This window comes from Streptomyces bugieae (assembly GCF_036352915.1).
Classification (GTDB): domain Bacteria; phylum Actinomycetota; class Actinomycetes; order Streptomycetales; family Streptomycetaceae; genus Streptomyces; species Streptomyces endophytica.
This window is the reverse complement of the sequence record NZ_JAZBJP010000009.1, coordinates 175,888-199,487: the sequence shown is the minus strand read 5'-3', so window position 1 is coordinate 199,487 and position 23,600 is coordinate 175,888. Positions and strand designations below refer to the sequence as shown.

The 23,600-nt window shown below is 72.4% G+C and carries 20 protein-coding genes; 15 read left to right on the top strand and 5 right to left on the bottom strand.

The genetic code is table 11. The features are described 5' to 3' along the window. Positions 1–131: 131 nt before the first annotated feature. Positions 132–1,601, bottom strand: coding sequence for an NCS2 family permease (locus V2J85_RS18290; protein WP_261956170.1), 1,470 nt, complete (start codon positions 1,599–1,601; stop codon positions 132–134). Positions 1,602–1,850: 249 nt separating this feature from the next. On the opposite strand from V2J85_RS18290, the gene V2J85_RS18285 reads away from it, so the two are divergent. The 3 genes from V2J85_RS18285 to V2J85_RS18275 all read left to right on the top strand — a co-directional run bounded on the left by V2J85_RS18285 (position 1,851) and on the right by V2J85_RS18275 (position 5,279). Next, positions 1,851–2,129, top strand: coding sequence for a DUF2530 domain-containing protein (locus V2J85_RS18285; protein WP_261956169.1), 279 nt, complete (start codon positions 1,851–1,853; stop codon positions 2,127–2,129). Positions 2,130–2,236: 107 nt separating this feature from the next. Then, the gene (locus V2J85_RS18280; RefSeq protein ID WP_419836801.1) at positions 2,237–4,972 is read left to right on the top strand and encodes an HAD-IC family P-type ATPase; all 2,736 of its coding nucleotides are present in this window, start codon (positions 2,237–2,239) and stop codon (positions 4,970–4,972) included. 115 nt (positions 4,973–5,087) lie between these two features. Further along, positions 5,088–5,279, top strand: a complete 192-nt coding sequence (locus V2J85_RS18275) for a hypothetical protein (RefSeq protein WP_265361496.1) — start codon at positions 5,088–5,090, stop codon at positions 5,277–5,279. Here V2J85_RS18275 and V2J85_RS18270 read toward each other — a convergent pair. Further along, positions 5,266–5,592: a hypothetical protein gene (locus V2J85_RS18270; RefSeq protein WP_330822199.1), complete on the bottom strand. Its 327-nt coding sequence runs from the start codon at positions 5,590–5,592 to the stop codon at positions 5,266–5,268. The two genes, V2J85_RS18275 and V2J85_RS18270, sit on opposite strands and share 14 nt — an antisense overlap. Positions 5,593–5,798: 206 nt before the next feature. Here V2J85_RS18270 and V2J85_RS18265 point away from each other — a divergent pair, with 206 nt between their 5' ends. Then, a complete protein-coding gene (locus V2J85_RS18265; RefSeq protein WP_261956166.1) occupies positions 5,799–6,641 on the top strand; it encodes a helix-turn-helix domain-containing protein in 843 nt (280 codons plus the stop codon). Beyond that, a complete protein-coding gene (locus V2J85_RS18260) occupies positions 6,622–6,840 on the top strand; it encodes a DUF397 domain-containing protein (RefSeq protein WP_330822197.1) in 219 nt (72 codons plus the stop codon). The genes V2J85_RS18265 and V2J85_RS18260 overlap by 20 nt, the downstream gene beginning before the upstream one ends. A 17-nt stretch (positions 6,841–6,857) precedes the next feature. Here V2J85_RS18260 and V2J85_RS18255 read toward each other — a convergent pair whose 3' ends face one another. Beyond that, positions 6,858–7,736, bottom strand: a complete 879-nt coding sequence (locus V2J85_RS18255) for a LysR family transcriptional regulator (RefSeq protein ID WP_261956164.1) — start codon at positions 7,734–7,736, stop codon at positions 6,858–6,860. 195 nt (positions 7,737–7,931) lie between these two features. Here V2J85_RS18255 and V2J85_RS18250 point away from each other — a divergent pair, with 195 nt between their 5' ends. From V2J85_RS18250 to V2J85_RS18215, 8 genes are all read left to right on the top strand, one after another. Further along, positions 7,932–8,864 (top strand): EamA family transporter, encoded by a 933-nt coding sequence (locus V2J85_RS18250; protein ID WP_410011286.1) that lies wholly within the window; start codon positions 7,932–7,934, stop codon positions 8,862–8,864. A 216-nt stretch (positions 8,865–9,080) separates the two neighbouring features. Beyond that, positions 9,081–9,902 carry a TIGR03084 family metal-binding protein gene (locus V2J85_RS18245; protein ID WP_330822195.1) on the top strand — a complete coding sequence of 274 codons (822 nt, stop codon included), beginning with the start codon at positions 9,081–9,083 and terminating at the stop codon, positions 9,900–9,902. After that, positions 9,899–11,596 carry an acyclic terpene utilization AtuA family protein gene (locus tag V2J85_RS18240; RefSeq protein WP_330822193.1) on the top strand — a complete coding sequence of 566 codons (1,698 nt, stop codon included), beginning with the start codon at positions 9,899–9,901 and terminating at the stop codon, positions 11,594–11,596. Before V2J85_RS18245 ends, V2J85_RS18240 begins: the two co-directional genes overlap by 4 nt. Further along, entirely contained in the window at positions 11,593–13,200 is a 1,608-nt protein-coding gene (locus V2J85_RS18235; RefSeq protein ID WP_330822191.1) for an acyl-CoA carboxylase subunit beta, read from the top strand. The genes V2J85_RS18240 and V2J85_RS18235 overlap by 4 nt, the downstream gene beginning before the upstream one ends. 8 nt (positions 13,201–13,208) lie before the next feature. Beyond that, positions 13,209–15,089, top strand: a complete 1,881-nt coding sequence (locus V2J85_RS18230; protein WP_330822190.1) for an acetyl/propionyl/methylcrotonyl-CoA carboxylase subunit alpha — start codon at positions 13,209–13,211, stop codon at positions 15,087–15,089. Next, positions 15,086–16,276 carry an acyl-CoA dehydrogenase family protein gene (locus tag V2J85_RS18225; RefSeq protein WP_330822188.1) on the top strand — a complete coding sequence of 397 codons (1,191 nt, stop codon included), beginning with the start codon at positions 15,086–15,088 and terminating at the stop codon, positions 16,274–16,276. The genes V2J85_RS18230 and V2J85_RS18225 overlap by 4 nt, the downstream gene beginning before the upstream one ends. 115 nt (positions 16,277–16,391) lie before the next feature. Next, on the top strand, positions 16,392–17,162 hold the full coding sequence (locus V2J85_RS18220) for an enoyl-CoA hydratase family protein (RefSeq protein ID WP_261956157.1): 771 nt from the start codon (positions 16,392–16,394) through the stop codon (positions 17,160–17,162). Then, positions 17,150–17,842, top strand: coding sequence for a TetR/AcrR family transcriptional regulator (locus V2J85_RS18215; protein ID WP_330822187.1), 693 nt, complete (start codon positions 17,150–17,152; stop codon positions 17,840–17,842). Before V2J85_RS18220 ends, V2J85_RS18215 begins: the two co-directional genes overlap by 13 nt. A gap of 439 nt (positions 17,843–18,281) precedes the next feature. Here V2J85_RS18215 and V2J85_RS18210 read toward each other — a convergent pair whose 3' ends face one another. Then, positions 18,282–19,385: a citrate synthase 2 gene (locus V2J85_RS18210; RefSeq protein WP_261956155.1), complete on the bottom strand. Its 1,104-nt coding sequence runs from the start codon at positions 19,383–19,385 to the stop codon at positions 18,282–18,284. A 442-nt stretch (positions 19,386–19,827) separates the two neighbouring features. Between V2J85_RS18210 and pdxH the strand changes: the two genes are divergently transcribed. Continuing rightward, positions 19,828–20,550, top strand: a complete 723-nt coding sequence (pdxH, locus tag V2J85_RS18205; protein WP_419836800.1) for a pyridoxamine 5'-phosphate oxidase — start codon at positions 19,828–19,830, stop codon at positions 20,548–20,550. A gap of 474 nt (positions 20,551–21,024) precedes the next feature. Further along, the gene (locus tag V2J85_RS18200) at positions 21,025–22,632 is read left to right on the top strand and encodes a PAS domain-containing protein (protein WP_410011285.1); all 1,608 of its coding nucleotides are present in this window, start codon (positions 21,025–21,027) and stop codon (positions 22,630–22,632) included. Between the two features lie 141 nt (positions 22,633–22,773). Here the strand turns inward: V2J85_RS18200 and V2J85_RS18195 are convergent, their stop codons facing one another. Beyond that, positions 22,774–23,541, bottom strand: a complete 768-nt coding sequence (locus tag V2J85_RS18195; RefSeq protein ID WP_261956153.1) for an SIS domain-containing protein — start codon at positions 23,539–23,541, stop codon at positions 22,774–22,776. Positions 23,542–23,600: the final 59 nt, after the last annotated feature.

Genomic DNA, 23,600 nt, shown 5'->3' with positions numbered 1-23,600 from the left:
GTCCGGAGTTCACCCCGGGCCGCCTACTCAAATCCCTCACTCTCCGCTACCCTGAGGCAGGAACTAATAACTCTCCGTGTTCGTTGCCGTAGAGGAAGGAGGCAGGCGGCGGGGGAGGCAGCGCCGGCCGGCTACTTGACCCCGAGCGCCAGCTCGATCGGGTGCAGCAGGAAGTAGACCAGGAAGCAGAGGCCGACGACGTCCAGCAGCCACGGGATCTGCTTGAAACGCCCGGTGGCGGTGCGCAGCAGGATGTAGGCGAGCACGCCGATGCCGATGCCGTTGGTGATGCTGTAGGTGAACGGCATCGAGATGATCGTCAGGAACGCCGGGATGCCGACGGTGGGGTCGCCCCAGTCGATGTCCCGCACGTTGGCGGCCATGATCAGGAAGCCGACGACGAGGAGCGCGGGGGTGGCGGCCTGCGAGGGCACCACCGTCGCCAGCGGCGTGAAGATCAGCGCCAGCAGGAAGAGGCCGCCGGTCATCAGGTTCGCCAGCCCGGTCCGGGCCCCCTCGCCGACGCCGGCCGTGGACTCCACGAAGCAGGTGTTGGCGGAGGCGGAGCCGAAGCCGCCGCCCGCGACCGCGATGCCGTCGACCATCAGGATCCGGCCCATGCCCGGCAGGTTGCCGTTCTCGTCGGTCAGTCCGGCCTCCTCGCCGACGCCGATGATGGTGCCCATCGCGTCGAAGAAGCCGGAGAGCAGCACGGTGAAGACGAACAGGCAGCCGGTGAGCACGCCGACTTCCTTGAAGCCGCCGAAGAGGCTGATGTGGCCGATCAGTCCGAAGTCCGGGGCGCCGATGATCTTGTCGGGGACGTTCGGGACCGCCAGGCCCCATGCCGCGTCCGGGGTGTTGGTGACCGCGTTGATGATGATCGCGACGACGGCCATGGTGACCATCCCGATCAGGATCGCGCCCTTGGTCTTGCGTACGACCAGCACGAACATCAGGGCCAGGCCGATGACGAAGACCAGCACCGGCCAGCCCTTGAGCTGACCGCCCTGGCCCAGCCCCATCGGGACGGTGGTGTGCGCGGCGTCCGGGTTGCGGCTGACGAAGCCGGAGTCCACCAGGCCGATCAGCGAGATGAACAGGCCGATGCCGATCGCGATGGCGCGCCGCAGGCCGTTGGGGATCGCGTCCATGACCCGCTGCCGCAGGCCGGAGGCGACCAGGATCATCAGCACCAGACCGGCGAGCACGACCATGCCCATCGCGTCCGGCCAGCTCATCTTGGGGGCGAGCTGGAGGGAGACCACGGCGTTGATGCCGAGGCCGGCGGCGATGGCGATCGGGACGTTGCCCATCACGCCCATCAGGACGGTGCTCAGGCCGGCCATCAGGGCGGTGGCGGTGACCAGCTGACCGTTGTCGAGGTGGTGGCCGAACTTGTCGACTCCGGAGCCAAGAATGATCGGGTTCAGCACGATGATGTAGGCCATCGCGAAGAACGTGGCCAGCCCGCCGCGGAGTTCGCGGCCGACCGTGGACCCCCGCTCGGAGATCTTGAAGAACCGGTCGAAACCGTTCTTCGGGGGCTGCGGGGCCGGGTTCTCAAGGGTGTCGACCGGCGTGGTGGCCGAGGGGGACATGCGGGACCTCAGTCGGACGGGCCTGGGCAGGCGCAGGGGCCCGAGGGCCCGGAACACGTACAGGAGCATCACTATCCGGATCAGATTGGATGAATCAACGATTCAAAACAGTCAGATCCAGAAAGGTTCAGTATGAATAAACAATGCAGTGATCGCTATCTCCGCGCGTAGACCCTTGGCGGGCAAGGGTCGCCCTCAACGGCAACTCTGATGGAAGGCCGCCCGACCGGCCCCCGTAAGCTGAGCACCATGTGGAAGAAGTCCGAACTGCGCGAGGCTCCGGCGCCTCTCGAGGGCCCCGTCGTCGGCACGATCACCGGCGGCACCATCATCTGGTTCGTGCTCTTCCTCGGCCAGCTCCCCTTCTACGGCTGGTTCGCCGACCACGGCCACGCCTGGTGGGTGTGGACCTGCCTGGCCGGCGGCGGCCTCGGCCTGCTGGGCATCTGGTACGTCCGCAAGCGGGACGCCGCCATCAAGCGCGACGCCGCGGCCAAGCAGGCGGCGACCGCTACGGACGCGCACTGACGTCGGACGCGGCGTCCCCCTCTCCTTGGACCCCTCTCCTCGGGCCGCTCTCCTTGGGTCGCCCAGCCGACGGGTAATCCGGGCATTTCGCCCGTAACGTCGAGGGCATGACGGAGCGGGCCCGAACCGGAACCGAGCACCCCGTACCGAGCGGCGAATCGGGTGGCCGAAAACCGACCGACGGTGAGCCGGGCGGGCGGAAGTCGGACGACCGCGAGCCGGCCGGTCGGGGGCGTAACGAACCAGCCGAGGGCGAGCCGGCAGAGTCGGAGCGGGCCGGGCCGGGCAACCGTGCGCCGGGTGGTGGTCCCGAAGCGGCCGGTCAGTTGTCCGTTGACCGCGCCTCCGCCGGTCACCCCCCAGCCCTCCCTGGCCTGACCCCCGCGCAGCTCGCCGAACGGGTTGCCCGGGGTGAGGTCAACGACGTGCCCGTGCGGTCCTCGCGCTCCGCCGGGGAGATCGTCCGTGCCAACGTCTTCACGCGTTTCAACGCGATCATCGGCGTGCTCTTCGCGATCATTCTCATCGTCGGGCCGATCCAGGACGGGCTGTTCGGCTTTGTGATCGTCGCCAACACCGGCATCGGCATCGTCCAGGAACTGCGCGCCAAGAGGACGCTCGACAAGCTGGCGGTGATCGGCGAGGCGCAGCCGACCGTCCGCCGGGACGGCACCGCATCCCGCATCCCCACCTCCGAGGTCGTCCTCGACGACGTCATCGAGCTCGGCCCGGGCGACAAGGTCGTGGTCGATGGCGAGGTGGGGGAGACCGACGGGCTGGAGATCGACGAATCGCTGCTCACCGGCGAGGCCGACCCGGTCGTGAAGAAGCCCGGGGACCCGGTGATGTCCGGCAGCTTCGTCGTGGCCGGCGGCGGCGCCTTCATCGCGACCAAGGTCGGCCGCCAGGCGTACGCCGCCCAGCTCGCGGAGGAGGCCAGCCGTTTCACGCTGGTCCACTCCGAACTGCGTACCGGCATCAGCCGGATCCTCAAGTACGTGACGTGGATGATGATCCCGACCGCGCTCGGCCTGATCCTCAGCCATCTGCTCACCCTCGGGCTGCCCGGCGACGCCGCGATCCGGCGGATGGTCGCCGGCATCGTCCCGATGATCCCCGAGGGGCTGGTGCTGCTGACCTCCGTCGCCTTCGCCATCGGCGTCATCCGGCTCGGCCGCAAACAGTGCCTCGTCCAGGAACTCCCCGCCATCGAGGGCCTGGCCCGGGTCGACGTGGTCTGCCTGGACAAGACCGGCACGCTGACGGAGGGCGGCATGGATGTGTGTGACCTGCGCATCCTCGACGGCGCCGGCAAGTCCTACGCCGCCCCCGCCCCCGCCACCGCCACCGACCCCGCCACCGCCACCGACACGGACACCGACACCGACAGGCACTCCACCGACCAGCCCCCCACCCACGAGCCCGACGTCCGCCAGGTCCAGAGCGAGCCCTACGTCCGCCAGGTCCTCGGTGCCCTGGGTGACGCCGACCCCCGCCCCAACGCGTCCCTCCAGGCCGTCATCGACGCCTATCCCGCGGACGGGTCCTGGCGCTGTACCCGCTCGCTCCCGTTCTCGTCCGCCCGCAAATACAGCGGTGCGTCCTTCAACGACCCGGACGGAGAGTCCAGTACCTGGCTGCTGGGCGCCCCCGACGTCCTCCTGTCACCGGCGGACCCGACCCTGGCCGAGACCGACGACCTCAACGCCCAGGGCCTGCGCGTCCTCCTCCTCGCCCGCGCCACCCGCGAGCTGGACGACCCCGAGGTCGCCCGGGACGTCCGGCCCACCGCCCTGGTCGTCCTGGAACAACGGCTGCGCCCCGACGCGCCTGACACCCTGCGCTACTTCGGCGAGCAGCGGGTGCACGCCAAGGTCATCTCCGGCGACAACGCGGTCTCGGTCGGCGCGGTCGCCGGCAAGCTCGGGCTGCCGGGTGCCGACGCCCCCGTGGACGCCCGCCAACTGCCCCAACTCCCGGCCGATCGCGAGGCGTTGGCCGCCGCCCTCGACGAGGGCACGGTCTTCGGTCGCGTCACCCCGCAGCAGAAGCGGGAGATGGTCGGTGCCCTGCAGTCCCGCGGCCACACCGTCGCGATGACCGGCGACGGTGTGAACGACGTGCTCGCCCTCAAGGACGCCGACATCGGCGTGTCCATGGGTTCCGGCTCCGAGGCCACTCGCGCGGTGGCTCAGATCGTCCTGCTCAACAACAGCTTCGCGACCCTCCCTTCGGTGGTCGCCGAGGGCCGCCGGGTGATCGGCAACATCACCCGCGTCGCCACCCTCTTCCTCACCAAGACCGTCTACTCGGTCCTGCTCGCCATCCTGGTGGCCTGCTGGCAGATCCCGTACCCGTACCTGCCGCGGCACCTCACCCTGCTCTCCACGCTGACGATCGGGGTGCCCGCGTTCTTCCTGGCCCTCGCCCCCAACAAGGAACGCGCCCGCCCGCACTTCGTCCGCCGGGTCATGCGCTACGCGATCCCCTCCGGTCTCATCACCGGCCTGGCCGCCTTTGCCACCTACCTCCTGGCGCGCGCCTACTACACCGGCCCCGGTTCCCTCGCCGCCGAGACCAGTGCCGCGACCCTGACCCTCTTCCTCACCGCCCTGTGGGTCCTGGCGATCATCGCCCGCCCCTACACCTGGTGGCGGATCGCCCTCGTCCTCACCATGGCCGTGGCCTTCCTCGTCGTCCTCGCCACTCCCTGGCTCCAGACCTTCTTCGACCTCCGCCTGGTCGGTACGGCGATGCCGTGGGCGGCCGTCGCCGTCGCCCTCGTGGCCTCGGCCCTCCTGGAACTCACCTGGCGCCGGATCGCCCGCCGCTTCCCCGCCTGAGCCCCCGCGCGTCCGTCCGCCCCCATCCCGCCCCCGTCCCGCCCGTATCTCATCCCGGTCACAGAACCCGTGCCGCCGTGGCGCCCCCGCTTCCCGTCCCCCTACCCTCCGCCCCATGAAGCCGATTACGGGGGACCTCGCCTACGAGCTACTGGCCCGTGGATCCCACCATTCCCACCACTACCACCACACCGGCACCTACGGAGGCGGCGGCGACGGCGTCTTCGACTGGTGGGAATGGCTGATCCTGGCCATCGGTGTCATCGTCGTGATCTGGGCCGTGGTGAAGAAGTTCAGCTCGGACTGACGGGGCGCCCGGTTGCGGGGGCCGACCCGGCGGCCGGCCGTTCTTCACGGCTGTCCGCGATCCGCCGGACATCCCGCAGGGCATCGGCCAACCCACGGGCGAGGAAACGCACTTCCTGCGCACTGGTCGTACGGTCGGCGAGCATCTCCCCGGCGTAATCGAGGATGTCGTCCGCCATGCCCAACTGGACGCTCTCGACGTCGTCGGCCAAGCGGGACACGAATCCGGTGCCGTCACCGACGAGGTAGCAGGGATTCCCGTTCGGACTCGTCCACGGCAACAGCCGCGCCGGGCCCGCGGATCGCTCGCTCATGCCACTGCCTCCAGTGGACCGAACAGCTTCGCGGTAGCGTGATACACGTCGTCGACCTCCACAGGATTGATGACCGTGCCCCCGGGTCGTTGCCGCGACCGCGGGGGTTTTCGTTACTCAGCATTGCCGATCGAGCACGCTCGGTGCACGCTGTGCGTGTCACCAAAGTCCCCCAGTGGACAGCAAGTTGAAGGTGTGTTCGTGCAATGGAGCTGAACAACGAGGACGACGGCAGGCCCACTCCGCGTACGGTGCTGGGACGGCGCCTACGTCACCTGCGGGAGGCCGCGGACCTCTCCCAGCGGGGCCTCGCCGACAAGGTCGGCTATCCGCATACGTACATCAGCCGGGTCGAGCGTGGGGAACAGCTTCCCTCCGAGGCGCTCGCCGAGGATCTGGACACGCATTTCGCGACGGCCGGACTCTTTGCCGAGTTGCTGTCGCTGGCGCAGGATGCGTCGATTCCGGACTATGGGCGGGCGGTGGTTCTCGGGGAGGCCAAGGCGGCTCGTATCCAGGTATTCGAGAGCAGCCTGATTCCGGGGCTGCTGCAAACCGATGATTACGCCCATGCCTTGATCCGGACCTCGCTCCCGGGCGAGTCCGAAGAAGGAGTGGGCGAACGCGTCGCCATCCGCATGCGCCGCAAGCGCGTATTCGACAAGGAAGAGCCGCCCTTCTATTGGGCGATCATGGATGAATCCGCACTGCGACGCCCGGTAGGGGGTGCCTCGTGCATGCTCGGGCAGCTTCGCCACGTACTGGCGATGGCTCGGTCGCCGCACCTGTCGATTCAGGTCCTGCCGTTCCTGCAGGGTGAGCATCCGCTGCTGGCGGGGAGCCTGACCCTGCTCACCCTTCCCAACGGCACGACGACCGGATATGCCGAAAGCTTCGCCACGGGCGAGTCGGTAGAGTCGCCGCGGCGCGTTCTCCAGCTCACCCAGCGCTTCGACATCGCTCGCTCCATGGCATTGCCGGAGAGCGCATCTCTCGACCTGGTCCGCCGCTACCTAAGAGAGTACGAAGATGAAGAAGAAGATTCCTGACGCATCTGGCATAGCCGGCTGGCGTAAGTCCAGCTACAGCAACGGCGAGGGAGCCGCGTGCATCGAGGTCGCCGACGGCCACCCCGGTCTCGTCCCCGTACGCGACAGCAAGGCCCCGCAGGGTCCGGCGCTGTTCTTCCCTGCGGACGGCTGGTCGGCGTTCGTCGCGGCCGTCAAGCGGGGCGAGTTCCGGGCCTGAGTCTCCCCGGTCCCGTCTCACGCCCCCGTGCCTCCCTCGTCAGGCTTCCCCATCACCTCCCGCGCGAGCTGGATGAGGTCCGGGATGCGGGGGTGGCCGGGGGCGTCGCGCCAGGCGAGGAGGACGGGGACGGGTGGGGCGTCGGGGAGCGGGACGTAGGCGATGGCCGGGTGGGGGTACATGTCGGCGGTGGCGGTGGTGGTGACGCCCACGGCGCGGCCGGCGGTGACGGCGGCGAACCAGTCGTCCTGGTTGGCGATGGGGAGGGTGGAGGTGGGGCGGGCCGCGGCGGGCCACAGGTCGAGGGTGGTGGTGCCGGAGACGGTGTTGAGGGCGATGGTGCGGGTGGCGAGGTCGGCGAGGGAGAGTGCGGGGCGCCGGGCCAGCGGGTCGTCGGCGGGGAGGCCGGCGACGCGGGGTTCGGTGGTCAGCTGGGCGGTGAGCAGGCCGGGGGTGTGGACCTCGCCGCGGAGCAGGGCCGCGTCCACGTCGCCGCGGGTGAGGCCGGCCGTGCGGTCGTCGATGCGGAGGAGTTCGAGGGGGGTGTCGGGGTGGACCTGGCGCCAGCGGCGGAGCAGGGCGGTGGTGCCCGTACCGGCGGCGGACCAGGCGTGGCCCAGGCGGAGGGGCCAGGCGGTGTGCCGGCCGAGGCGCAGGGCGCGGTCGAAGGCGGTGACGGCGATGGCCGCCTGGTCGCGGAAGGAGGCGCCGTCGGGGGTGAGGGCGAGGTGGTGGGTGGAGCGGTCGACGAGCAGGAGGCCCAGTTCCTGTTCGAGCTGGCGGAGTGTGCGGGAGACGGCCGGCTGGGTGAGGTGCAGGCGCTCGGCGGCGCGGGTGATGCTCAGGGTGTCCGCGATGGCGAGAAAGCAGCGGAAGTGACGCAGCTCGATGCTCATGCGCGCGGAGCATAACAAGAGGAAGAAGAGCATTTCACGGACCGGATGGGCGGGCCTTAGCGTGGGGATGTGCATGCTTTTGCCGACGGTCCTGAGGGACGTGTATCCGCCACCCCGTACGACCACTCGACTACTGCCGCGCCCGGTGAGGGCACATCCGTCACACCCGTCACGTCCGTGATGGGTGCTTCCGCGATGGGCTCCGGGGAGGCTGCGGTTCCGCGGCCCGTGCCGGCCTCGCCCGAGGTGCTGACGGCGGAGGCCGGGGCCGCGGGTGCCGGTGCCGCCGGGGCGCGCGGGCGGATCGGGTCGGTGGCGCTGGTGATCGGCGGCATCGTGTCGCTGCAGTTCGGGTCGTCGGTGGCGGTGCTGCTCTTCCCGCGGGCCGGGGCGCTCGGGGTCGTCACGCTGCGGCTGGTCGTCGCCTCGTTGGTGCTGCTGATCGCCTGCCGTCCCAGGGTGCGGGGCTACTCGCGGGGTGACTGGGGGACGGTGCTCGCCTTCGGGGTGGCCCTGGCGGGGATGAACTCGCTCTTCTATCAGGCGATCGACCGGATTCCGCTGGGGGCGGCGGTCACGCTGGAGTTCCTCGGGCCGCTGATCCTCTCGGTGGCCACCTCGCGGCGGCTGCTCAGTCTGTTGTGGGCGGCGCTGGCGTTCGGCGGGGTGGCGCTGCTGGGGCGTGCGGGGTTCGACGGGCTGAACCTGGTCGGCGCGGGGTGCGCGCTGGCCGCCGGCGGGCTCTGGGCCGCGTACATCCTGCTCTCCGCCCGTACGGGACGGCGTTTCCCGCAGGCGGACGGGCTGGCGCTGGCGATGACCGTGGCGGCACTGCTCAGTCTGCCGCTCGGTGTCGTCAGCGCGGGTGCCGCACTGATCGACCCGGTCACGCTGGGGCTGGGGGCCGCGGTGGCGCTGATGTCGTCGGTGCTGCCGTACACGCTGGAGCTGCTCGCCCTGCGCACGCTTCCGGCCTCGGGTTTCGCGGTCATGATGAGCCTGGAACCGGCCGCCGCGGCCACCGCCGGGTTCCTGGTGCTGGGCCAGGCGCTGGGGTGGCCGGAGATCGTCGCGATCGGGCTGGTGGTCCTCGCGAGTGTGGGGGCGGTGCGGTCCGCGGGGCGGTAGCGGGCGGCCGGAACGCCGGCCGGCTTGTCGGTCCGGGGTGCGGACCGTGGGCACCGCCCCGCCCTGCTCCCGCCCGCGCGGCCAAAAATCATTCACGCATGCTTGATTGTTTCTCCCCGCGCTGGCACCCTCGGACCGCGCAGTCGTCCAGTCGCCGTCGCCTGAGCCAACACGCCTCGCTGGCATGCCAGTTGGGGCCGACGAGGGGAGTGCCCCGTGTCCGATCGTGACCCCGGTGCCGTCTTGGCGGATCTTCTGGCGGACCTCAAGGTCGAGAGCGAGGAGCTGGACGCGCTGGTGGCCGGGTTGCCGGCCGGGCGGTGGGCGGAGGCGACGCCCGCCGAGGGGTGGACGGTCGCGCATCAGATCGCGCATCTGGCCTGGACGGACCGGCAGGCGCTGCGGTCGGCGACCGACCCGGAGGGTTTCGTGCGGGCCGCGCGGGAGGCGCTCGCCTCGCCGCTGACCTTCGTCGACGAGGCCGCCGAGGCGGGTGCCGCGGTGCCGCCGGCGGAGCTGCTCGCGGACTGGCGGGCCGGCCGTGAGCAGCTGCTCCGGGTGCTGGCCGAGCGGCCGGCGGGGGAGAAGCTGCCGTGGTTCGGGCCGCCGATGAGCGCCCCGTCGATGGCGACCGGACGGCTGATGGAGACCTGGGCGCACGGGCAGGACGTCGCCGATGCGCTGGGCGTCACCCGGCTGCCCACCGTGCGGCTGCGGCATGTCGCCCGGATCGGCGTACGCGCCCGGGACTTCTCCTACGCCGCCCGTCAACTCACGCCGCCCGCCGAGGAGTTCCGGGTCGAGCTGCGGGCGCCGGGCGGGGCGGTCTGGGCGTACGGGCCGGCCGGGGCCGGGCAGCGGGTGACCGCGGACGCGCTGGAGTTCTGCCTGCTGGTGACCCAGCGGGCGCACCGCGACGACCTGCCGTCGGTGCGTGCCGAGGGGGCGGAGGCGGAGCGCTGGCTGGGGATCGCGCAGGCGTTCGCCGGCCCGCCGGGGAAGGGGCGCGCGCCCCGGGCCGGGGGAGCCACCGCGTGAGCGGGGGCGGGCCGCTGCGGATAGGCAACGCCTCCGGCTTCTACGGCGACCGGTTCAGCGCGTTCGAGGAGATGCTGACCGGCGGGCCGCTGGACGTCCTGACCGGCGACTACCTCGCCGAGCTCACCATGCTGATCCTCGGCCGGGACCGGCAGAAGGATCCCTCGCGCGGCTACGCCCGGACCTTCCTGCGGCAGCTGGAGGCGTCCCTCGGGCTCGCCGTCGAGCGGGGCGTGCGGATCGTCACCAACGCCGGTGGGCTCCATCCGGCCGGACTCGCGGACGCCGTACGGGAGTTGGCGGCGAAGGTCGGGGTGCCGGTGCGGGTGGCGCATGTGGAGGGCGACGATCTGCTGGGGCGAGGCTGGGGCGACGGGGTGCTCACCGCCAACGCCTACCTCGGCGGTGAGGGGATCGCGGCCTGTCTGCGGGCCGGGGCCGAGGTGGTGGTCACCGGGCGGGTCGCGGACGCCGCGCTGGTCAGCGGGGCCGCCGCCGCGCACTTCGGCTGGGCGTCGACGGACCTGGACCGGCTGGCGGGGGCGGTGGCGGCCGGGCACGTACTGGAGTGCGGGGCGCAGGCGACCGGCGGCAACTACTCGTTCTTCGCGGGGCATGACGTGCGACGGCCCGGTTTCCCGCTCGCGGAGATCGCCGCGGACGGCTCCGCGGTGATCACCAAGCATCCGGGGACCGGCGGGGTGGTGGACACCGGGACGGTCACCGCCCAGCTGCTGTACGAGACGGCCGGTGCGCGCTACCCGGGGCCGGACGTCACCACCCGGCTGGACACCGTGCGGCTCACCCAGGTCGGCCCGGACCGGGTGCGGATCGACGGGGTGCGCGGGGAGGCGCCGCCGCCGGACCTCAAGGTGGGGCTGACCCGGCTCGGCGGCTGGCGCAACGAGGTCACCTTCGTGCTGACCGGGCTGGACATCGAGGCCAAGGCGGAGCTGGTGCGGACGCAGATGGCCGCGGCCTTCGACGCGGCGGGCCGGCGGCCGGCCGAGGTGCGCTGGACGCTGGCCCGTACGGACCGGGCCGACGCCGACGTCCAGGAGGAGGCCGGCGCGCTGCTGCGGCTGGTGGTGCGGGACGCCGACCAGGAGGCGGTCGGGCGGGTGGTCAGCGGCGCCGCGGTCGAGCTGGCGCTGGCCAGTTACCCCGGTTTCCAGCTGACCGCGCCGCCCGGCAAGGGCGCCCCCTACGGGGTGTTCGAGGCGGCGGCGGTTCCCCGGGCGGAGGTGCGGCAGGTGGCCGTCCTGCCGGACGGGGAGCGGGTGGCGATCCCGCCGGTCACCGAGTCGGCCGCGCTGGTCCCGGTGCCCGAACCGCCGCTGCCCGCGCCGCTGCCGGTCACCGCCACCCGGCGGGCGCCGCTCGGCCTGGTCGCCGGGGCCCGCAGCGGCGACAAGGGCGGTGCGGCGAACGTCGGCGTCTGGGCCCGTACCGACGCCGCCTGGCGCTGGCTCGCGCACACCCTGACCGTCGACCGCTTCCGCCACCTCCTGCCCGAGACGGCCGAACTGCCCGTCGCCCGCCATGTCCTGCCGGGGCTGCGGGCCCTCAACTTCACCGTCGACGGGCTGCTCGGCGAGGGCGCCGCGGCGCAGGCCCGGTTCGACCCGCAGGCCAAGGCCCTGGGGGAGTGGCTGCGCGCCCGGCACCTGGACATACCCGAGGAGCTGTTGTGACCGTACTGGGAACCGCGCTCGACACCGCCGGCCCCGGCTACGCCGAGCGGCGGGCGGCGATGCTCGCCAAGCTGGCCGAGGTCGAGGCGGAACACGCCAAGGCGCTCGCGGGCGGCGGCGAGAAGTACGTCGCGCGGCACCGCAAGCGCGGCAAACTGCTCGCCCGCGAACGCATCGAGCTGCTGCTCGACCCCGACACCCCGTTCCTGGAGCTGTCGCCGCTCGCCGCCTGGGGCAGCGACTCCCCCGCGTACACAGTGGGCGCCTCGCTCGTCACCGGCATCGGCGTCGTCGAGGGCGTCGAGTGCCTGATCACCGCCAACGACCCGACCGTGCGCGGCGGCGCCAGCAACCCGTGGTCGCTGAAGAAGGCCCTGCGGGCGAACGAGATCGCGTCCGCCAACCGGCTGCCCTGTATCTCGCTCGTCGAGTCCGGCGGTGCCGACCTGCCGTCCCAGAAGGAGATCTTCATCCCGGGCGGCGGCATCTTCCGCGACCTCACCCGGCTCTCCGCCGCCGGGATCCCCACCGTCGCCGTCGTCTTCGGCAACTCCACGGCCGGCGGCGCGTACATCCCCGGCATGTCCGACCACGTGATCATGGTGAAGGAGAAGGCCAAGGTCTTCCTGGGCGGGCCGCCGCTGGTGAAGATGGCCACCGGTGAGGAGAGCGACGACGAGTCCCTCGGCGGCGCCGGGATGCACGCCCGTACGTCCGGGCTCGCCGACCACTTCGCCGTCGACGAGGAGGACGCCATCCGGCAGGCCCGGCGGGTCGTCGCGCGCCTCAACCACCGCAAGGCGTACGGCGATCCGCAGCCCGCCGAGCCACCCAGGTACGACCCGGACGAGCTGCTCGGCATCGTGTCCGACGACCTGAAGGTGCCCTTCGACCCGCGCGAGGTCATCGCCCGCATCGTCGACGGCTCCGACTTCGACGAGTTCAAGCCGCTGTACGGGAGCAGTCTGGTCACCGGGTGGGCGGCGCTGCACGGCTACCCCGTCGGCATCCTCGCCAACGCCCAGGGGGTCCTCTTCAGCGAGGAGTCCCAGAAGGCGGCCCAGTTCATCCAGTTGGCGAACCAGCGCGACATCCCGCTGCTCTTCCTGCACAACACCACCGGCTACATGGTCGGCAAGGAGTACGAGCAGGGCGGCATCATCAAGCACGGCGCGATGATGATCAACGCGGTCTCCAACTCGCGGGTGCCGCATCTGTCCGTGCTGATGGGGTCCTCGTACGGAGCGGGGCACTACGGCATGTGCGGCCGCGCCTTCGACCCCCGCTTCCTGTTCGCCTGGCCCAGCGCCAAGTCCGCCGTCATGGGCCCCCAGCAGCTCGCCGGCGTCCTCTCGATCGTCGCGCGGCAGTCCGCCGCCGCGCGGGGGCAGGCGTACGACGAGGAGGCCGACGCCGCGCTGCGCGCCATGGTCGAGCAGCAGATCGAGGCCGAGTCGCTGCCGATGTTCCTGTCCGGGCGGCTCTATGACGACGGCGTCATCGATCCGCGCGACACCCGCACCGTGCTCGGCATCTGCCTGTCCGCGATCCACACCGCACCGTACGAGGGCGCCCGCGGCGGCTTCGGCGTCTTCCGGATGTAGGGGGAGAGATGATCTCCAGTGTGCTCGTCGCCAACCGCGGCGAGATCGCCTGCCGTGTCTTCCGCACCTGCCGTGACCTGGGCATCCGCACGGTCGCCGTGCACTCGGACCCGGACGCGGACGCCCTGCACGTACGGGAGGCGGACCTCGCCGTGCGGCTGCCGGGGGCCACCCCCGCCGAGACGTACCTGCGGGCCGACCTCGTGGTGAAGGCCGCGCTGGACGCGGGCGCCGACGCCGTGCACCCGGGGTACGGGTTCCTGTCCGAGAACCCCGGCTTCGCGCGCGCCGTCATGGACGCGGGACTGGTCTGGGTCGGTCCACCGCCGGAGGCGATCGAGGCGATGGCGTCCAAGACGCGCGCCAAGGAGCTGATGGGCATCGCGCTGCTGACGGAGGTCGGGCCGGACGATCTGCCCGTGCTGGTGAAGGCCGCCGCGGGCGGGGGCGGGCGTGGCATGCGGATCGTCCGTGAACTGGCGGATTTGGAAGGCGAGTTGGCGGCGGCGCGGGCCGAGGCGCGGTCCGCCTTCGGTGACGGTGAGGTGTTCGTCGAGCCGTACGTCGAGGGCGGGCGGCATGTCGAGGTGCAGGTGCTCGCCGACACGCACGGCACCGTGTGGGTGCTCGGCACGCGCGACTGCTCGCTGCAGCGCCGCCACCAGAAGGTGATCGAGGAGGCGCCGGCGCCGGGACTCACCGACGAACTCACCGCGCAACTCCACGAGTTGGCGGAGCGGGCGGTGCGCGCGGTGTCGTACGTCGGCGCAGGTACCGTCGAGTTCCTCGTCGCGGACGGCACCGCCCACTTCCTGGAGATGAACACCCGCCTCCAGGTCGAGCACCCCGTGACGGAAGCCGTGTTCGGGCTCGACCTCGTCGCGTGGCAGCTGCGGATCGCCGAGGGCGAGGCCCTTACCGCCTCGCCGCCGGCGCCGCGCGGACACGCCGTCGAGGCCCGCCTGTACGCCGAGGACCCGGCCGCCTCCTTCGCCCCGCAGACCGGCACCGTGCACCGGCTCGCCGTCCCGGACTCCGTCCGACTCGACACCGGATACACCGACGGCGACACCATCGGCGTGCACTACGACGCCATGCTCGCCAAGGTCGTCGCGCACGCGCCCACCCGCGCCGCCGCCGTCCGCGCGCTCGCCGGAGCGCTGGAACGGGCCGCGGTGCACGGCCCGGTCACCAACCGCGACCTGCTCGTACGGTCCCTGCGGCACCCCGAGTTCACCGGCGGGCGCATGGACACCGGCTTCTACGACCGGCACCTCGCCGAGCTGACCGCCCCCGACGAGGACCCGTACGCGCCGCTCGCCGCCGCACTGGCCGGCGCGCGGGGACACCGCTTCGGCGGATTCCGCAACGTCCCCTCGCAGCCCCGGTCCAAGCGCTACCGCTCCGAGCCGTACGGCATCGAGCACGAGGTCCGCTACCGGCACACCCGCGACGGGCTCGAAGCCGACGGCGTCCGTGTCGTGCACGCCTCACCTTCCCGCGTCGTGCTCGAAGTGGGCGGGGTGCGACGGACGTTCCGCGTCGCCGCGTACGGCGACCGGGTGTACGTCAACGACGTCGCCCTCACCGCCCTGCCCCGGTTCACCGACCCCAGCGAGCAGCGCGCCCCCGGCTCCCTGCTCGCACCCATGCCCGGCACCGTCGTCCGCGTCGCCGAAGGGCTCGCCGAGGGCGCCGCCGTCACCGCCGGGCAGCCCCTGATCTGGCTGGAGGCCATGAAGATGGAGCACCGCATCACGTCTCCCGCCGCCGGAACGCTCACCGCCCTGCACGCCGCCGTCGGCCGTCAGGTCGAGGTCGGCGCGCTGCTGGCCGTCGTGGACGTCGCGGACACCGCCGACGTCGTACAGGAGGGAACGCCCGCATGAGCACCGTCCTCGAGACCGAAGAGCACCAGGCCCTGCGCGCCGCCGTCGCGGCCCTCGGCAAGCGGTACGGCCGCGCGTACCTGACCCGCGTCGTCGGCGCCGGCGGCCACCCCGAGGAGCTGTGGGCCGAGGCGGCCAAGCTCGGTTACCTCGGCGTGAACCTCCCGGAGGAGTACGGCGGCGGGGGCGGCGGCATCGGTGAACTCTCCATCGTCCTGGAGGAGTTGGGGGCAGCCGGCTGCCCGCTCCTGATGATGGTGGTCTCGCCCGCGATCTGCGGCACGGTGATCGCCCGCTTCGGCACCGAGGAGCAGAAGCGGGCCTGGCTGCCGGGTCTGGCCGACGGCTCCCGCACCATGGCGTTCGGCATCACCGAGCCCGACGCGGGCTCCAACTCGCACCGGATCACCACCACCGCCCGCAAGGACGGCGGGGACTGGATACTCAACGGCCGCAAGGTGTTCATCTCCGGCGTGGACATCGCCGACGCCACCCTCGTCGTCGGCCGCACGGAGGACGCGCGCACCGGCCGCCTCAAGCCCTGCCTGTTCATCGTCCCGCGCGACACCCCGGGCTTCGGCCGCAGCCACATCCGGATGGAACTGGCCGCCGCGGAGAAGCAGTTCGAACTGACCCTGGACGACGTGCGGCTGCCCGCCGACGCCCTGGTGGGTGGGGGCCCCTCCCACGCGTTCGGCAGTGGGGGAGAGGACGCCGGACTGCTCCAGCTGTTCGCCGGGCTCAACCCCGAACGCATCATGACCGCCGCGTTCGCCCTCGGCATGGGCCGCTACGCCCTCGACCGGGCCGTCGACTACGCCCGCACCCGCCAGGTGTGGAAGGAACCGATCGGCGCCCACCAGGCCGTCGCTCACCCGCTCGCCCAGGCCCACATCGAACTCGAACTGGCCCGGCTGATGATGCAGAAGGCCGCGCACCTCTACGACGCCGGTGACGATCCGGCCGCCGGCGAGGCCGCGAACATGGCCAAGTACGCGGCGGGGGAGGCCTGTGTGAGGGCCGTCGACCAGGCCGTGCACACCCTCGGCGGCAACGGCCTCACCGCGGAGTACGGCCTGGCCTCCCTGGTCACCGCCGCCCGGGTCGCCCGGATCGCACCGGTCAGCCGCGAGATGATCCTCAACTTCGTCTCGCACCAGACCCTGGGGCTGCCCAAGTCGTACTGAGCGATGATCCTGTGGGGGCGGGGCGGAAGCGACACCCGCCCCACCCCACAGTCCCGCAAAGATCCTCATCCTGCGGCGTCAACGCACCCGCCAGGGAAAGGAGTTCGACCGCCCGATGACCGACGCACCCGTGACACCGCTGGTGACGCGCTCCCACGAGCGCGGCATCACCACCCTCACGCTGGACTCGCCGCACAACCGCAACGCGCTCTCCACCCGGCTGGTGGCCGCACTGCACCGGGCCCTCGCGGATGCCGCGGCCGACGACGGCACCCGGGCGGTCGTACTGACCCACACCGGCACGACGTTCTGCGCCGGCGCGGACCTGTCCGAGGCCACGTCGGGCACGGCGAAGGACGGGCCGCTGGAGCTCGCCCGGCTGCTGCGCGCGATCGTGGCCCTGCCGCGGCCCGTCGTCGCCCGGGTCACCGGCCACGTCCGCGCCGGCGGCCTCGGGCTGCTCGGCGCGTGCGACATCGCGGTGGCGGGCCCGGCGGCCACCTTCGCCTTCACCGAGGCCCGGCTCGGGCTCGCCCCGGCCGTCATCTCACTGCCGCTGCTGCCCCGCATCGACGCGCGGGCCGCGGGCCGCTACTACCTGACGGGCGAGAAGTTCGGCCCGGCGGAGGCCGCCCGGATCGGACTGGTCACGTTCGCGGCCGACGACGTCGACGCCGGTCTGGCCCCCGTACTGGACGGGCTGCGCAAGGGCTCCCCCCAGGGGCTCGCGGCCTCGAAGAGGCTGGTCACCGCGGAGGTGCTGGCCGCCTTCGACCGCGACACGGACGCGCTGGCGGAGGAGTCCGCGCGGCTCTTCGGCTCCGCCGAGGCCCGCGAGGGCATGACCGCCTTCCTGGAGCGACGGGCCCCGGCATGGGCGCGCTGACCCCGTCCCACGGCGGCCGAACGGGCAACGAGCCGCGAACCGAGGGCCGGCCGCGGACGGGTGTCCGGCCCCCCGCCGGCAAGGAGCCGCAGCAGGAGCGCAGCCGCGCCACCCGCCGCAAGCTGCTGGAGGCCGCGATCTCCTGCCTCGCCGAGCGCGGCTGGAGCGGCAGCACGGTGTCCGTGGTCGCCGAGCGCGCGGGCGTCTCCCGGGGCGCCGCCCAGCACCACTTCCGCACCCGCGAGGACCTCTTCACCGCGGCCGTCGAGCACGTCGCGGAGAAGCGGCAGGGCGCCCTGAAGGCGGTGGCGCACAACCTGCCGCCGGCCGGGTCGATCGCCCGTACCTGGATCATCGTCGAGGAACTCGTCGGCCTCTACACGGGACCGCTGTTCCGGGCGGCGCTGCACCTGTGGGTGGCCGCCTCCGACGAGGAGCAACTCCGCGAGCGGGTCACCGCCCTGGAGGCACGCGTCGGCCGGGAGGCCCACCGTACGGCGGTGGCCCTGCTCGACGCGGACGAGTCGGTCCCCGGCGTCCGCGAAACGGTGCAGGGCCTGCTCGACATGGCCCGCGGCCTGGGCCTCGCGAACCTCCTGACGGACGATTCGGCACGCCGTGAGCGGGTGGTGGAACAGTGGTCCAAGATCATCGACGACCTCCTGCGTTTGCAGGGGTGATTCCCACGTACTTGGCCGTCCCGCCGCGGGGCTTGTTCGCCGTTGCGCCTGGCGGCGGGCGTTTGTGTTTTGGGTGCGGTGCCGGCCCTCCAGACTCCGTCCTCCGGTCCAGCCCCTCCCGTGAGTGGGAGTTTCTTAGCTGGTTGGGGGCGGGCCTGGTCTGTTGGCCGCGCGCACGTGGACGTCACGTGCACCCCCACCATCGTTTTCTTTCCCTCTCACGGGAGGGGGCGGGCCGGAGGGGCCGGTTGTGTGGACGTAAAGCGTCAGCAGTCCACACAACCGGCCCCGGAGGTCCGTCACCGCACCCGACACCCACCCAGCCCGCCGCAGGCGCAACGGCGAACAACACCCGCGGCGCCGCAGACAGGTACGTGGGAGGCGCCGCAAAGCGCAACGGCGAGACGACCCGCGGCGGGACAGCCAGGTACGTGGGGCTCTAACGCCCCGCGAGGCCCTCGAAGCCGACGATCTCGCGCGGGCTCCGCGCACCAGGCCCCACGTATCGGGCCGACGGCCGGACCAGTCGGCCCGTCCGCTTCTGTTCCAGGATGTGCGCGCTCCACCCCGCCGTACGGGCGCAGGTGAACATCGACGTGAACATGTGCGCCGGGACCTCGGCGAAGTCGAGGACGATGGCGGCCCAGAACTCCACGTTGGTGGCCAGCACCCGGTCCGGACGGCGGTTGTGGAGCTCCTCCAGTGCCGCCTTCTCCAGGGCCTCGGCGACCTCGAAGCGCGGCGCGGCCAGTTCCTTCGCGGTGCGCCGCAGAACCCGCGCCCGCGGGTCCTCCGCGCGGTAGACGCGGTGGCCGAAGCCCATCAGCCGCTCGCCCTTGTCCAGCGCCTGCCGGACGTAGGCCCCCGCGTCACCGGTCCGCTCGATCTCCTCGATCATGCCGAGGACGCGGGACGGGGCGCCGCCGTGCAGCGGGCCGGACATCGCGCCGACCGCCCCGGACAGCGCGGCCGCGACGTCCGCGCCGGTCGAGGCGATGACCCGGGCGGTGAACGTGGAGGCGTTCATGCCGTGCTCGGCGGCCGAGGTCCAGTACGCGTCGACGGCCTTGACGTGCTTGGGGTCGGGCTCGCCGCGCCAGCGCTTCATGAAGCGCTCCACGACCGTCTCGGCCTTGTCGATCTCCTTCTGCGGCACCATCGGCAGGCCCTGCCCGCGCGCCGACTGGGCGACGTACGACAGCGCCATGACCGCCGCGCGGGCGAGGTTGTCGCGGGCGGTCGCCTCGTCGATGTCCAGCAGCGGTTTCAGGCCCCATACGGGCGCGAGCATCGCCAGCGCGGACTGCACGTCCACCCGGATGTCGCCGGAGTGCACCGGGATCGGGAACGGCTCGGCGGGCGGCAGCCCGGGGCTGAACGCCCCGTCGACCAGCAGCCCCCAGACGTTCTCGAACGACACGTGTCCGACGAGGTCCTCGATGTCGACCCCGCGGTAACGGAGCGCGCCGCCTTCCTTATCCGGTTCGGCGATCTCCGTCTCGAACGCGACAACTCCCTCGAGTCCGGGTACGAAGTCGGACATCAGGCGGCTCCTCAAAATGGGGTCGGCATACGGTCCGTGACCGGCTGCCGTGCGGTCGGTTCTGGTGCGGTGCCGGAGCGGTTACGCGGCTGCGCCGGGCAGCTCGCGGTCCGTTCCGGTCACCCGGGTGATGCCCCGCCAGGGCTCGGGTCACGCGAGGTGCTGCCCGCGGTGGGTCGGGCCGCGGGCCGGCGGACGCGGTGTCGTGCGGTACGGAGGTGCGGTGCGTCCCGTCAGGTGTGATTGCGTCCCGTCAGTCCGGACGGAACACGATAGCTCCCCCTGTCCGGGGGCCACAGTGGTCCGGGCCATGATTTTGGCGGGTCCCCCACCTGCGGGGAAGCGTGAGATCCGGCACACTGGTCGATTTGCCGACGGGAGGGTTACGGCTGGTCGACGAGGGGCAGACTTCCGCCCCTCCCAGCTGACCGGGTCGCGGGTGATGTTGCAAGATGAGGCCGTGCACCCAGCCGACGCGCATCACGAGATCCCCGATCCCTCCTCCATGCGGGCGCACTACCGCGCCGAGGGACTCGCCGAGTCCGACCTCGCCGCCAGCCCGTACGACCAATTCGCGCGCTGGTTCACGGACGCGACCGTGGCCCGTCTGCACGAGCCCAACGCCATGGTCGTCTCGACCGCGGACGCCGCCGGCCGGCCGAGCTCACGGACCGTGCTCCTCAAGGGCTTCGACGACCGCGGCTTCGTCTTCTTCACGAACTACCGCAGCCGCAAAGGCCGCGAACTGGCCGAGAACCCCTATGTTTCGCTGCTGTTCCCCTGGCACCCCCTCGCCCGCCAGGTCGTGGTGACGGGCACCGCCGAGCGCATCGGCCGCGACGAGACCGCCGCCTACTTCCGCACCCGCCCGCACGGCTCCCAGCTGGGCGCCTGGGCCAGCGACCAGTCCGCCCCGGTCGCCTCGCGCACCGAACTGGAGCAGGCCTACGAGGAATTGGCGGCCCGCTACCCCGAGGGCGAGCAGGTGCCCGCGCCGCCGCACTGGGGCGGCTACCGGGTCGCGGCCGAAACGGTCGAGTTCTGGCAGGGCCGGCACAACCGGCTGCACGACCGGCTGCGCTACGTACGCGAGAAGGCGGCCGACGCCGGGACGGGGAGCGGGGCCGCCGAGATCACCTGGCGGGTGGAGCGCCTGGCGCCCTGACGCCGTCCTTGGCGTGCGGCTTCCGACGCGGGCCCGGCGGCTTTCCGTCGGGGCCGGTGGCTGTCGCCCGGGGCCGGTGGCCGTCGCCCGGGGCCGGGCGGAACGCAGACGACCCGCGGGCTGGTTCCTCCGCGCTCGGTGGCGCAGAGGGCCGGTCGGACGAACCGGCAGCCCGCGGGTCGGGTGACTGCTTGGGATTGGCCGGCTGCGCATCTGCAGTATGCGCTGGTCCGGCGCTGCACTTCGGTGAAGCGTCGGGCCGCTAGCCCGCAGCCACCTCACGCGTCCGGTGCGAAATCATCTGCCGAACCACCTCCCTTCTCGTGTGCTCCACACACTAGGAAGCCGGCCCGCCCCGCACAACGGATTTTTTTCGGGAAACAACGATTTCCGGGAAACGGGTGTGTTGCAGGTCACGTTCCAGTTCAATGTGCCCAGGTGAGGCACGTGCAGCCGGGTTCGTGAGGGGTGCCAGTGACTGCTTCGTCGGCTTCTTCCGGTCTTTCGTCCGGTGCGTCGGTCCCGCCGCGCCGCGCCGCCGAGGAGTCCGACGACTCCGGACTCCTCGCCGCCCTCCTGGACGGTATGGACGCCGCCCTGGTCGCCTTCACCGCCGACCGCACGGTCACCCACTGGAACCACGAGGCCGAGCGCATCCTGGGCTGGACCACCGCCGAGGCCGTCGGCCGTACGGGCCTGGCCGGCTGGGCGGTCCGCAAGGAGGACGCCGAGGGCATCGAGACCGTCCTCACGGCCGCGATGCGCTCCCCGGGCCGCCAGGTGCACGAGTTCGCCCTGCTGACCAAGGACGGCCACCGGGTGCTGGTCCGCACCCAGTGCTCGGCGGTGCGCGGCCCGGACGGCCGGGTCGCGGGCGCGTACTGCGCCTTCAGCGAGGTGCACACCCAGATCGACCTGGAGCGTTCCATCGCGCTCAGCGAGGCGCTCTTCGAGGACGCGTCGTGGGGCGTGGTGCTGGTCGACGCCGATCTGCGGCCCGCGGTCGTCAACGCTCACGCCGCCCGCGCCCTGGGCGTGGGCCGGACCGCCCTGCTGGGCCGGCCACTGGGTGAACTGCTGGACCAGGGCGTCGAGGAGCTGGAGTGCGCCCTGCAGCACGTCCTGGGCGAGGGCGCCCCGCCGGCCGTCGCCGAATTCTGGGTCACCCTGCGCTCCGAGGACGCCGAGCATCCACGCCGTTGCTGGCGCAGCGGTTTCGTCCGGCTGGCCTCCCCGCTGGCGGAGGAGCCGGTGCCGCTCGGCGTCGCCTGGCTCTTCCAGGACGTCACCGACGCCAAACGCGCCGAGCAGGACGGCTCCCTGCTGCGCTTCCGGGCCCATCAGCTGCACCGCGCCGGCCGGGCGGCCGCGGAGTGCCCGGACCCGTCCGAGGCCGCCGCGGTCCACCTCGACTTCGCCCTGGCGGGCTTCGCCGACCACGGCCTGGTCGACCTCGCCGCGAACCACCGGGCCGCCCCGGCCCCGTACGGGACGGTCACCGCGGACGACACGTACGAGATCGACGACGCGTACGGGTTGGATGGCGCGCACGGGACCGACCCCGCGGACGGGACCGACGACGCCTGCAGGACCGAGGGCAGTGGCGGGACCGGCGGCGCGTGCGAGAGCGGTGACGGGGGGCGCGCGGCCGGGCGAGCGGGCTTGGGCGACGAGGGCGCGGAGCCCGTGGGGGAGCGGGCCGGGGCGCCGTGCGGTCTGGTGCGGACGCTGGCCTCCCCGGCCGGTTCCCCGGGACCCTGTGTGGCGCTCACCGCGACCGGCATCCCCGTGCCCTACGTACCGGGCCACCCGGCGCTCCAGGCGTACGCGCGGCGCGGTTCGGTCCGTACGAGCGCCGGTGCCGCCGCGCCCGAGAGCTGGGCGGCGGCCCGCCACTGGCCGGACGGGGCCGTGCACGGCCTGTGCGTGGTGCTGCGCAGCCGCGGCCGCACGCTCGGTGTGCTGACGTTCCTGCGGTCGCCCGCGCGCCGCCCCTTCGACCGCGCGGACGCCGAGTACGCGGAGGAGGTCGCGGCCCGGATCGCCGCGGCATTGGACCTCGCGGGCGCGTCGTCCTGCTGACGGGGGCGGGCCGCGGGCCTGCCGACGGGCCCCGGGCGCGGGTCCTGCCGACCGGCCCGGGTCGCGGTTCCTGCCGACCGGCCCGGTGCCGGAACCCGGCCCGGTGCCGGAACCCGGCCCGGTGCCGGAACCCGGACCGGTTCAGCTCCGGTAGAAGATCCGGTCCGCGTAGTCGCCCATCACCCGGGCGTTCCAGTCGTGCCCGCCGTCGACGTTGCCGGAGCGCAACAACGGCGGGTCGATGCCCCGCTCGGCGAGCGTGCCCGCCGCGGTCGCCACCACGGCCTGCATGATCGCGCTGGTGACGACCGTCGAGGCCGGAGCGAACGGCGCGTCGATGCCCGGCAGCGTCAGCTCCGCGTCGCCGACCGGGATCCGGCTGTCCAGGACGAGGTCGCAGTGGTCCTTGAGGAAGCCGCCCGACGCGTGCCGGGACTTGGTGGCCTCCGCGTACGCCACCGACGTCACGCCGATGACCTTGATGCCGAGGGCCCGGGCGTTCATCGCCATCTCCACGGGGAGCGCGTTGCGCCCCGAGAGCGAGATGATCACCAGCACGTCACCGGCCTTCAGCGGGCTGGTGTCCAATACGGCCGCCGCCAGCCCGTCGACGCGCTCCAGGGCGCTGCCGAGCGTCGCCGGCCGTACGTCCACGCCGACGACCCCGGGGACGGAGAGCAGATTCATGATCGCCAGGCCGCCGGCGCGGTAGACCGTGTCCTGCGCGGGCAGCGAGGAGTGCCCGGCGCCGAAGGAGAAGACCCGCCCGCCCGCCACTACGGTGTCCGCGATCAGCCGCCCGGCCGCGGTGATCCGCTCGCCCTCCTCGTCACGGACCTGCCGCAGCAGATCGATCGCGGCGTCGAAGTACGTCCCGGCCAGCCGGTCACTGCGGTCGCTGTCAGCCATTGCCGCGGGCCCTCCCTCTCCTGGGGGTCTGGTGTGTGTTCTCGTGTTGTCGATCCGGT